The 12107-nt window shown below is 47.4% G+C and carries 10 protein-coding genes; all 10 read left to right on the forward strand.

Annotated features, from left to right (window positions below; genetic code table 11):
• Window positions 1-67: 67 nt before the first annotated feature.
• The 10 genes from J3491_RS03180 to J3491_RS03225 all read left to right on the forward strand — a co-directional run bounded on the left by J3491_RS03180 (window position 68) and on the right by J3491_RS03225 (window position 11787).
• Window positions 68-1117 carry a porin gene (locus tag J3491_RS03180; protein ID WP_207969186.1) on the forward strand — a complete coding sequence of 350 codons (1050 nt, stop codon included), beginning with the start codon at window positions 68-70 and terminating at the stop codon, window positions 1115-1117.
• A 187-nt stretch (window positions 1118-1304) separates the two neighbouring features.
• Complete coding sequence (locus tag J3491_RS03185; protein WP_207969187.1) at window positions 1305-2939, forward strand: CTP synthase; 1635 nt, start codon at window positions 1305-1307, stop codon at window positions 2937-2939.
• A gap of 298 nt (window positions 2940-3237) precedes the next feature.
• Window positions 3238-4113, forward strand: a complete 876-nt coding sequence (gene kdsA / locus J3491_RS03190; RefSeq protein WP_207969188.1) for a 3-deoxy-8-phosphooctulonate synthase — start codon at window positions 3238-3240, stop codon at window positions 4111-4113.
• Window positions 4114-4149: 36 nt separating this feature from the next.
• Entirely contained in the window at window positions 4150-4404 is a 255-nt protein-coding gene (locus tag J3491_RS03195; RefSeq protein ID WP_207969189.1) for a heavy-metal-associated domain-containing protein, read from the forward strand.
• Between the two features lie 269 nt (window positions 4405-4673).
• Window positions 4674-4898, forward strand: coding sequence for a heavy-metal-associated domain-containing protein (locus J3491_RS03200; RefSeq protein ID WP_207969190.1), 225 nt, complete (start codon window positions 4674-4676; stop codon window positions 4896-4898).
• Between the two features lie 601 nt (window positions 4899-5499).
• A complete protein-coding gene (locus J3491_RS03205) occupies window positions 5500-7848 on the forward strand; it encodes a heavy metal translocating P-type ATPase (protein WP_207969191.1) in 2349 nt (782 codons plus the stop codon).
• Window positions 7849-8167: 319 nt separating this feature from the next.
• Window positions 8168-9484, forward strand: a complete 1317-nt coding sequence (eno, locus tag J3491_RS03210) for a phosphopyruvate hydratase (RefSeq protein ID WP_207969192.1) — start codon at window positions 8168-8170, stop codon at window positions 9482-9484.
• Between the two features lie 119 nt (window positions 9485-9603).
• Entirely contained in the window at window positions 9604-9912 is a 309-nt protein-coding gene (locus J3491_RS03215; protein WP_100749800.1) for an FtsB family cell division protein, read from the forward strand.
• Between the two features lie 165 nt (window positions 9913-10077).
• Complete coding sequence (gene ispD / locus J3491_RS03220; protein ID WP_075100580.1) at window positions 10078-10791, forward strand: 2-C-methyl-D-erythritol 4-phosphate cytidylyltransferase; 714 nt, start codon at window positions 10078-10080, stop codon at window positions 10789-10791.
• Between the two features lie 381 nt (window positions 10792-11172).
• A complete protein-coding gene (locus J3491_RS03225; RefSeq protein ID WP_243456067.1) occupies window positions 11173-11787 on the forward strand; it encodes a BLUF domain-containing protein in 615 nt (204 codons plus the stop codon).
• The last annotated feature ends 320 nt before the right edge of the window (window positions 11788-12107 follow it).

Below are 12107 nucleotides of genomic sequence, written 5' to 3' on the forward strand. Positions count from 1 at the left end.
CGATACCAATTGGGCACCAGCTAATAATAGCTCGCTCATTACTACAATTGTAAAGTGGAGATACCCCATGAAAAAACTACTTTTAGCTACAGCCGTTGCTGCTCTATCTGTTTCTGCAGCCAATGCCGCTCCAACTGTCTATGGTAAAGGCTTCTTAACTTTAGATTTGAACACAGGCGATACTGATGTAACTGTTACTGATACTGTGACAGGTGTATCAACTGAAACATCTTTTGATGAAGATGAACGTAGCCAATTAAATTCAAACGCTTCACGTATTGGTCTAAAAGGTTCTGAAGCACTAACTGCAAACACTGACTTAGTCTATCAACTAGAGTATGGTATCGATATTGATGCTGGTGATGCTTTTGTAGATGCAGACGGTGGCCGTATGGAAAAGTCAGATCAGTTTTACTCACGTGACACTTATCTTGGTTTGAAAAACGCTCAGTACGGTACATTGCTTGGTGGTCGTCTATCAGCTATCGATGATTACGTAAACTTTGCTAACGTGACTGAAGGTGGCGTACTAGGTGGTGATGCTGTACTTGCAAGCTTTGACGCACCGCGTACTAACAACACTTTTAACTACTTCTCGCCTAATATCAATGGCATGCAGTTCATGGCAATGTACGCCATGGATGAAGACAATGGTACTGATACACTAGGCCGCGATGCGTTTGGTGTTGGTGGTAAGTATGAAGCAGGTCCAATGAACGTTGGTGCTACGTACATCCAAGCAGGCGACTTTAAAGTTGCTCGTGTCAGTGGTAACTATGCTATCAGCCCAGTAGTGACACTAGGCGCTCTATATCAAAACACTGATTTTGACAGTGATGACAACGAAAATGCATTCACTATCAGTGGTGAGATGGCGACAGCGACTCCTTGGACTGCCTATGCTCAAGGTGATTTCGTAAACAATGTTGGCGGTGCTGACGATGCTGAAGCTTTCCGTGCGGTAGTAGGCGGCAAATATGCATTTAACGCGGCAACAACTGGTCACCTATATGGTGCTTATTTAAGCGCAGAGGAAGAAGAAACTGTTGCAACTACTAGAACGAAAGCAGAGTATGACGGCTTTGGTATCGGTGGTGGTATCGAATACAAATTCTAATCTAACCATTAGAATCTAAATAAAAAACTCATCCTTCGGGGTGGGTTTTTTTGTTGTATGTATTATTTGTGACAAAAGTCTACCGCTGAGGTAGAAAATAAGAGTTTCAGACAGTTTGCATTTTTGCCCTATATTTTATGGCGTATTTTTAGTAAAATCCTTCTTTACCAATTACCGAAAGAGTACTATGACCAAGTTTATATTTGTGACCGGTGGGGTAGTGTCCTCACTAGGAAAAGGTATCACCGCCGCTTCTCTTGCTGCGGTCTTAGAAGCGCGTGGCGTGACTGTCACGATGACCAAGATGGATCCGTATATCAACGTCGATCCAGGTACGATGAGCCCATTTCAGCATGGTGAGGTGTTTGTCACCGAGGATGGCGCAGAGACGGATTTGGATTTGGGCTATTATGAGCGCTTCTTACGCCACTCTAAGATGAGTAAGAGCAACAACTTTACCAGTGGTCGTATCTATCAAAACGTGCTAAACAAAGAGCGCCGCGGTGAGTATCTGGGTGGTACCGTGCAGGTCATCCCGCACATCACTGATGAAATCAAAAGTAAGATTCTTGCCAGTGGCGAAGGCTACGATATCGCCATTATCGAGATTGGCGGTACAGTCGGTGACATCGAGTCGCTGCCATTTATGGAAGCGGTACGTCAGATGCAAGTAGAGCTTGGCCGCAATCGCGCTATGCTCATGCATTTAACGCTGGTGCCTTATATCGCTAGTGCCGGCGAAACCAAAACCAAGCCGACCCAGCATTCAGTCAAAGAGCTACGCTCTATCGGTCTGCAGCCAGATATTCTCATCTGCCGCTCTGAGCACCATATCTCGCAAGACAACCGCCGCAAAATTGCGCTGTTTACCAATGTCGAAGAGCGCGCAGTCATCATGTGTGAAGATGCCCAAAGCATCTATCAAATCCCGCGCACCCTACATGAGCAAGATCTTGATGATCTAATCTGTGAGCGTTTTGGTCTTGATGTACCAGAAGCGGATTTGAGCGATTGGGACAAAGTGGTCGAAGCCCAGCTCAACCCTGAAGCGGTAGTGACGGTGGCGATGGTCGGCAAATATGTCGAGTTACCAGACGCCTATAAGTCGATCAACGAAGCGTTGCTACATGCCGGTATCGTGCATCAGTCAGATGTCAAAATTGACTATATCGATGCTGAGCTACTAGAGACCGACGATGAGCTGTATGCGCGTCTAAACGATGCCGATGCGATTTTGGTACCAGGCGGTTTTGGTGAGCGCGGTACCACTGGTAAAATGAGAGCCATCACTTATGCCCGCGAAAACAAAGTGCCGTATCTGGGTATCTGTCTGGGTATGCAGCTGGCGGTGATTGAATACGCCCGTAATGTGCTGCATATCGATGCCAACTCTTCTGAGTTTCATCGTACTGCCGCTGAGCCTATCATCGGTCTGATCACTGAATGGCTAGATGAGCGCGGCGAGTTACAGATTCGTAGCGATGACTCAGACCTTGGCGGCACGATGCGTCTAGGCGCGCAGCAAGCAGAGTTGGTCGCTGGTAGCAAGTTATCACAGATTTATGGCACCAAAAACATCACTGAGCGTCATCGCCATCGTTATGAGATGAACAATCGTTATATCAAGCCACTAGAGCAAGCGGGTATGAGTGTCTCGGGTTATTCTGCCAAACAGCATTTGGTTGAGTCGGTTGAGATTGCAGATCATCCATGGTTTATCGCGGTACAGTTCCATCCTGAGTTTACCAGCTCGCCTCGTGGTGGCCATCCGCTGTTTAATAGCTTTGTCAAAGCGGCAAAAGACTATAGCGAAACGAAGTAGTCGTTAGTTTAGCAGAGAGAATTGCTACTATTAAAAAAGCTATGAGTGAGCCGGCAATAATTGTGCTCGCATCAATCATAAATGCTATGCGATAACAGCATTACTATAAAAAGACTGATCTTCGGATTGGTCTTTTTTGCTTTTATACAGGCAGGGGTTATGCCTAGCTGGTCGGGCAATGACAATAACAATAATAATGCTTGATCATGGCTAATTACGCTAGGATACTTTCTTTCATTGGGTTATCGGTTACAATATCAGGCAGAGACATCACTATAATAAAGAGGACAACAGCGGTATGGACAATCTAACCACAGCGCAATCGCATATCACGCTTACCACCCCCAGTCACAGCAGCATCACGATCGGCAATGATCAGCCGTTTGTGTTGTTTGGCGGCATGAATGTCTTAGAGTCAAAAGAGATGGCGTTTGAGATTGCAGAGCAGTATGTCGAGATATGTCAGCGTTTGGGCATCGGCTATGTGTTTAAAGCCAGCTTTGATAAAGCCAATCGCTCTAGTTTGCATTCTTACCGAGGCCCAGGCTTAGAAAAAGGCATTGACTGGCTGGGGCAAATCAAAGAAAAGTTTCAAGTACCGATTATCACCGATGTACACGAGCCGTATCAAGCCGCACCGGTCGCAGAGGTCGCCGATATCATTCAGCTGCCTGCGTTTTTGTCGCGTCAGACTGATTTGGTGCATGCGATGGCAAAGACAGATGCCATCATCAATATCAAAAAAGCACAGTTTTTAGCGCCGCATGAGATGCGTCATATCATCAATAAATGCTTGGAAGGTGGCAATGATAAGCTCATACTTTGTGAGCGCGGCAGTGCCTTTGGTTATAACAATTTGGTCGTGGATATGCTCGGGTTTGATACCATGAAACAAATGAACGTACCGGTGTTTTTTGATGTGACCCACAGTTTGCAGCAGCCAGGCGCGCGCAGTGACAGTGCAGGCGGTCGCCGTGAGCAAATCACTACCCTTGCCCGTGCAGGAATGGCAACGGGACTGGCGGGGCTGTTTTTGGAGGCGCATCCAAACCCAGAGGTGGCAAAATGCGATGGCCCCTGTGCGCTCAGAACCAGCCAGTTGGAGCCGTTTTTGCGTCAGCTTAAGCAGGTTGATGACTTGGTCAAAGGTTTTGAGGTGTTAGATACTCATTAATACCGTCAATGGAACCCATGATAGGAGGATAGGATAATGGCGATTCAGACAGCACAAGTCAGCATCGAAAACATCGATGATGCCAAAGGCTTGGACAGTGTGATGACCGCGCTGAAAAACATCACAGGGGTGACCGCGATAGACCTTGATGCGGAAAGCAGTATAGCAACCGTGCGTTATGATGATACCGATACCAGTATTCATGCCCTAACGGCGGCGATTAGCATGGTCGATTATGTGACGCAGCCATATCCTATCGATGCGCCGCAAAATCCACGCTATCATGATTAAAAGTTATCATAATTAAAAGATACTGACGTCGCAAAGTGAGCGTCGAGCATCGCCTGCTGGACAAAGTCAATCTGATATAAAAACGACGTGACAGCCGTGTATCTGATTTATTTGGATTTGATTATATAAAGTATGAAGGCCTTAGATAATAAAGTCATACCAAAGCGCCTTGTTGTTGGCTCTGATAGGGCTTATGCTAGGACACGCCCTTAGTAAATGACTGTATTTACTTTAAACTAGGTTAATTATATAACAATAAGGAGGCCCTCATGGCAACCCAGACTCGTATTATCAATATCGATGGCATGACTTGTGGCGGCTGCGTGGCAAGCGTCCATACAACCACAGGTGATATCGACGGTTTAGATACCATGACTGTCGATTTGGCTGATAAGCTGGCAACGGTGACATTTGATGATAGCAAAACCAGCGCAGAAGCCATTGCCGCCGCGATCGAAGAGGCAGGTTTTGATGCAACCGTCGCCAACTCGTAAGTCTTACCGTTTTAACGCAAAACCAGCTGTCATGGCTGGTTTTTTTCATGAGAGCCTTGCGGTCAGTCTACTTGCTTTGACAACTGTGCAAAGCATGGCTGCAGGGCTTGAATAGAGGATATTCGTAGCCATTTATTAGGTATGAGGCAATAGCCACGCTTGAGTAGGATTTATCTCTCATTAGATTAGGGCGTGTTCTTATTTTTATCGTTGAGCCACTATAAAATAAATACAGTGCGACTGGGAGTAATTTTGCGCAGTCTCTGTCTACGCAGGCACAGCAAGCAAGAAAAATTGATACCAGTCGCGCGTGATAAAACCATGTACTTCTTTTATTTAAGATTGACCCTATCATTCATATTGAGAATGAGGACACGCCCCAGCATAGTCTGTTTGTCTGCAGACGCTTTTTTCTGATTTTGACGTCTGATATTTAGATTTTTTCACCGATTTTATTATACATTTATAAACGCTATAGTCCGCCTACCCAAAACGAAGCGCTTGTTATTTAAGAGATGGCAGTTGCCTTTATAGAAGTCTTGGCCGCTTTTAGAGTAAACCGACTATGTAATGCGCTATAACGCAACCACGAGTTTTATTTATGAAAGATTCTACCCGCACCAGTACTGACCCGTCTTATGAGGTGGCGACTGATATTGAGTCCAAGACTGCGATAGCGCCTGAGCGTGCGCACTTGCAGCTGGCGATCGATGGCATGACGTGTCAGGCGTGTGCTTCGCGGATTGAGAAGGTACTTAGCAAAAAGCCGGCGGTATATGAGGCAAGTGTGAACTTCGCTGGCGAGACTGCCAATATCGATTATGATCCGGCGCAGACCACCCCCGAGCAAGTCACAGAGTGGGTCAACAAAACCGGCTTTGTCGCCAATCTGCAAGCCGCTGATAGCTTGTTTGCGCAGACGGATAAAGACACTGCAACCGAGTATCCATGGCGCTTGATCGGGCTATGGATCTGTCTGTTGCCGTTTTTGGTTGGTATGGCGGGTATGCTAACGGGGTTTGGTATGGCGTGGATGCCGCCTGTTTGGATTCAGTTTGTCCTAGCCACCCTTGTCCAGTTTGGACTGGCATTGCCCTTTTATAAAAGTGCGTGGGCGTCTATTAAAGGCGGCCTTGCCAATATGGACGTGCTGGTGGTCATCGGTACGGTGACTATTTGGGCGTATTCTACTTATCTGTGGTTGACTCATGGCGATGGTACGTTAAGCAGCCTATTGCAAAGTGGATATGCTGGCGGACATGGCCCCGCTGTGTATTTTGAAGCTGGGGTGATGGTCATTGCCTTTGTGCGAACGGGTAAGTATTTGGAGGAGCGCACCAAAAAGCACAGTCTAAACAGTATCGATTTATTGTTATCATTGACGCCAGATGAAGTAGAGCAGCAGCAGCCCAGCGGCGACTTTCATAATGTCGCATTGCAGGCGGTACAAGTAGGTGACATCCTGCGTGCCAAGCAAGGCAGCCGTGTGGCGACCGACGGGGTGGTCATAGATGGCGGCGGCTGGTGCGTGGAGAGTCATCTGACGGGTGAGTCTGTGCCCCTCAAAAAACAAATAGGCGACGAGCTGCTGGCAGGGGCATTGGTCGAAAACGGCAGTTTGCTGTATCGCGTTAGTGCCAAAGGCAGCGATACCAAGCTTGGCGATATGGTCAAAGCCCTTAGCGACGCCCAAGGCTCAAAGGCTGACTTGGCGAGGCTTGCCGATAGAGTGACGGCTGTTTTTGTACCAGTGGTGGTGACCATCGCTTTGGCTACTTTTGGGCTAACGTGGTGGCTGACCGGCATGGTGGATACCGCCTTGATGCATGCGGTGTCGGTATTGGTCATCGCGTGTCCTTGTGCGCTCGGTCTGGCTACGCCTGCGGCTATCATGGCGGGCATGGGCGTGGCCGCGCGCCATGGCGTTTGGTTCAAAGACGCGCAAAGCCTCGAGGCGGCAGGCAATATCGACACGGTCGTGCTTGATAAAACCGGCACATTGACTGTCGGTAAGCCGTCTATCGTCGACCATGTCATGGTGGACAGCTCTATCGCTGTCGATGATGTGCTACAAATTGCGGCAAGCGTTGAGGCGCATGCCAGTCACCCTTTAGCGACCGCCTTGATCAATGCTGCGGCCGAGCGCCATTTACCACTGATGAATGTCACTGACATCAGTGTCATCAAAGGCGCGGGTATCCAAGCCAATATCGAAGGCTTGGGTCTGGTAAAAGTCGGCACGGCAGAATTTGCCAATCTAACTTTGCCAAAATTTATGCCAAAAGTATGGCAAATTGCCAGTACCGTGGCGCTTAGTATCAATGATGAACCCATCGGGGCGTTTGCCTTGGCAGATGATCTAAAGGCAGACACCCCGCAGGCGATAGCGGCGTTACAAGAAAGCGGCATCCAAGTCATCTTGATGAGTGGTGATAAGCAGTCTGTGGTTGATCACGTGGCAGGGCAGCTGGGCATCGACAAAGCATATGGCCAAATGAGCCCGCGGGATAAAGCCAGTCAAATCGCGCTGTTGCAAACTGCCGGCCATAAAGTGGCCATGGCAGGTGATGGCGTCAATGATGCGCCAGCGATGGCCACTGCCGATGCCAGCTTTGCCATGTTTGAGGGTACTGATGTCGCGCAGCATAGCGCCTCCGCTCGCTTGATGGGCGAGTCGCTGATGCATATCGATGCGGCACAAAAAATCGCCAACGCCACGCTGCGCAACATCAAGCAAAACTTATTTTTTGCGTTTCTTTATAATACGCTGGGCATACCGCTGGCAGCGTTTGGGTTTTTAAACCCGATGGTTGCCGCGGCGGCAATGGCGCTAAGCTCTATCTCTGTCCTGATGAACGCCCTGCGTTTGACCCGTTTTCGCACTGAGGTTGAGCTAGATAATACCGTCTCTACTCATCACACTGATGATAAGCGCTTGCCAAGTGCCTAAGTCTGCTAGGGCAGTCACCTTCGCCGATATCGCCGTGAGCCAGATAGGCGGATAACCGAGCGTTTGTATGACTTTATGAGCGTCAGTCGGTGCAAGAGAAGGGAAGTTTGGCGAAATTTATGCTATGATGCCACGTACGATAGCCGCTCATGAAAGCCGTAAATAAACGCTTGATTTTGTCCAAACCCAGCCGATTATACTAAGTAGGCAAGACAGGTTTGGGTCTGCGCTATGCGATATTTTATTTTATCTTTTTTGTATTCTAGTTGCCGTTATTTATCCCACAAACTTGGCATGACCAAAGGAATTAACAGACATTATGTACGCTGAAGAAACCACCAACGTCACCGCAATTAAAGACATTCGCGCTCGTGAGATTTTAGACTCGCGCGGTAACCCAACCATCGAAGCTGACGTCATTTTGGCTGATGGTACTATCGGCCGTGCTGCTGCACCAAGTGGCGCGTCTACTGGCTCACGTGAAGCCCTCGAGCTACGTGATGGCGACAAAAATCGCTACATGGGCAAAGGTGTCAAAAAAGCCGTGGCCAACGTCAATAGCCAGATCCGTAGTGCGCTTATGGACAAAGACGTCACCGAGCAGCAAGCCATTGATGATGCGATGATTGCATTAGATGGCACAGAAAACAAAGACAACCTTGGCGCAAATGCCATGCTTGCGGTCTCTCTTGCCACGGCAAAAGCCGCTGCTAAGTCACAAAGCTTGCCACTGCATCAATACATTGCCAACTTGCGCAATCAGACATCATTGACCATGCCGGTACCAATGATGAATATCCTAAACGGCGGCGAGCATGCCGACAACACCGTTGATATCCAAGAGTTTATGATTGAGCCAGTTGGTTTTACCAGTTTCTCAGAAGCCCTGCGCGCAGGTACAGAGATTTTCCATAGCCTAAAGTCTGTCCTAAAATCACAAGGTCTCAATACTGCGGTCGGTGATGAAGGGGGCTTTGCGCCCAACTTGCGTAGCAACGAAGAGGCTATCACGGTCATCATGCAAGCAATCGAGCAGGTCGGCTATAAGGCCGGTGAAGAGATTCATTTGGCGCTAGACTGTGCGGCCAGTGAGTTCTATAAAAACGGACAATATATCTTGGCAGGTGAGGGCAATAAGGCCTTTGATAGCCAAGGCTTCTCAGACTACCTTGTAGGCCTGACGCGTCAATATCCGATCATCTCTATCGAAGATGGCCTTGATGAGTCAGATTGGGACGGCTGGAAGTACTTAACTGAGCAAATCGGTGATAAAGTTCAGTTGGTTGGTGATGATTTGTTTGTGACCAACCCTGCTATCTTGCAAGAAGGTATCGACAAGCACATTGCCAATGCGATTTTGATTAAATTTAACCAAATCGGCACGCTGTCAGAAACCCTAGACGCCATTTATCTGGCGAAGAAAAATGGCTATGCGACGATTATCTCGCATCGCTCAGGTGAGACAGAAGACAGCACCATTGCAGACTTGGCAGTCGGTACCGCAGCCGGCCAAATCAAAACAGGCTCACTATGTCGCTCAGACCGCGTAGCGAAGTACAACCAATTGCTACGTATCGAGCAGCAAGTACGCGCCAGCTACCGTGGCCGTGAAGAGTTCATTGGCCTACGTGGCTAAACGCTCTCATAGTTACAGCTGATAAGTAAGTGTATGCTGGACGATAAGCTGCTTTTGCGGTATTGTTCAGCATACCGAGCTGTGTTGATTCTCTCTGTCTTGTTTGGCGCAAACCCTTTATGAAATACTTTAGCCAATTTATGCTACTTGCCTTAGCCGTTGCAGTACTCTTAGGTCTGCAATATCAGTACTGGTTGGGTGAAAATGGCCATTTTGAGCATCAAAAACTGCTGACACAAATCGAAGAGCAGCAGCGCTTAAATGACAATCAAGTATCAGCAAATAACTTGTTGCGTACGGACGTTCATGACCTAAAAAATGGTCTTGAAGCGGTAGAAGAGCATGCTCGTTTAGACTTAGGTTTGATTAAACCCAATGAAACCTTTGTACAGGTATCCACGGCGCCGACGACGCACAGTCGTTATTAAGGCGGGCACATTAAGCCCAGTCGTTTGGCGATACCTTGGTCTTGTCATTATCATTATAACCACGATGACATTCAGACACTTTTCAATCTCTCTCTTTTTATCTTTTCCCCTTTTTTAGCGCCACCTCATGGCTCCCCGTGATTTTTCTTTGATAGGCCTTGGCTCATGAATACCACTCCTCGCATACATGCCATGATCGTTGCTGCTGGTCGCGGCAGTCGTTTTGGTGCGTCTATGGCCAAGCAGTATACCTTGTTTCAAGGCCAGACCTTGCTGCAGCATAGCGTGGCGCGGCTCGCTTGTAGTGTCTTTATCGAGCAGTGCTGGCTGGTCATCGCTGCGGACGACACCACCGCGCAAACGCTCGATTTTACCATGCCGGTACAATATGCCACTGGCGGTGCTGAGCGTTGGCAGTCGGTGCAGGCGGGCGTGGAGGCCATTCGGCAGTCGGGTGCTGCAGATACCGATTTGGTCTTGATCCATGATGCTGCGCGCCCAGCGGTGCCCAGCTGTGATATCGATAAGGTCATTACGGCGGCGATGCATGAACCGTATGGCGCTATCTTAGCCACGCCAGTCGCTGATACCCTCAAGCACTCCTATGCACAAGACGCGAGGCTACCTACTTATATTGCGCAAACGCTCGATCGCAGCAATATATGGCAAGCACAAACGCCGCAAGTCTTTCGACTAGACCAATTACAAAAAGTCCTACAGCATGTCAGTGAACAGCAGATAGCAATCACGGATGAAGCCAGTGCTTTTGAGTCTCTGAGTTTACCCATTCGCTTGGTGGCTGGCAGTCGCCAAAACATCAAATTGACGTATCCTGATGATGCTGTCTTGCTCTCTGCTATCTTGAGTCTGCAAGCTTAGTAGCTTTTACCTTGATAGCCTTTACGTAGACGCTAGGGCCATCAGCTTATTAAACCCCTTGTCTTTTTGGTACAACCGTATATTATCGCTGCAAAAAATACAAAGCGATGCACCCAATATATTTGTTTTAGTAAATGTAAAGGTGTACTAATATATCATTATTTATCTATAACCAAAATTATAGAGCAAACATAGGTTGCTTTGATGACGAAACTGGCCTATGATGTAACTAACTTAATACAATTGATATAAACACTTATAAAATCAATAATATAACAAGCCAGTTGATTGCTTTTAATTGTCTTGTCTCTAGATTTTTTCTAACGTTAGTATGGTTGTCTTAGCTACATTAACCTAAATATAGGGAGAAGCGGATTGTCAATGGTCAATGATTCGACAAATCCAGTAACGACGGATCTTTACCAGCTGGTGTACATCAGCCGGATTACTTCGACTGGTCTGTCAAGTCCCAGTACGCTTAATGACATCTCAGAGATTGCGGTTGAGCGTAACCAAACGGACGAGATTACTGGTATCCTTTGTTATGGCAATGGATATTTCTTGCAATGTGTGGAGGGGTCGGAGCAAGCTTTGACCAATCTAAAAAATCGCTTGCTAGTAGATGATCGGCATAAAGACATGAATGTCTTGGATTTTTCAGCGATTGATGAGCGCCGTTTTTCGAGTTGGTCGCTGCGCTCTATCACACTTGAGCGCTGGATGACGAGAGACCCTGTGTTGAAAAAACTTATGCCGTTTAAGCCTTATAGCTGGAGTGCGGATGAGTGGCGTAGGTTTTTGGATGTACTACAAGGCTACTACGAAGAGCAAATCAGAACAGGTAATATTGACACCCAACCGATTAAGTACAGTACCTTAGGGGTAACCTTAAGTAAAGTAGTCGGTCAGCACCAAGCGTTCTTTTTGATCCAAACGGTATTGGGCTCGATGATAGTCATCGCATTGTTGTGGCTGATGCTATCAGATAAAATCTGATAGAAGGTTAGCCTGCGCCGACGGGTACGGCAAAAAATTTATACCAGCTTCGCTATATCTTATTTATTTGACCGGACTATAAGCAGTGTGTAGCCAGCTTTAAACTTGCAAAGCCAGCATTCATTGCTGGCTTTTTTGTGGCTATCTATCAGACAGATAGCGTTTGATTTTGGTAGTGGGAGTACGTCAATAGAGTCTAGAGTTTAAAAGTTAGAAAAAGGGTGGCTCATTAGAAGGAAAGGGTGTGGCTTACTTAATTAAACCAAGTCATTGAGTCAAAAAACAAACATAAAAAAAGCCCCACTCATAAGATATTATGA

Source organism: Psychrobacter halodurans, assembly GCF_017498075.1.
Classification (GTDB): domain Bacteria; phylum Pseudomonadota; class Gammaproteobacteria; order Pseudomonadales; family Moraxellaceae; genus Psychrobacter; species Psychrobacter celer.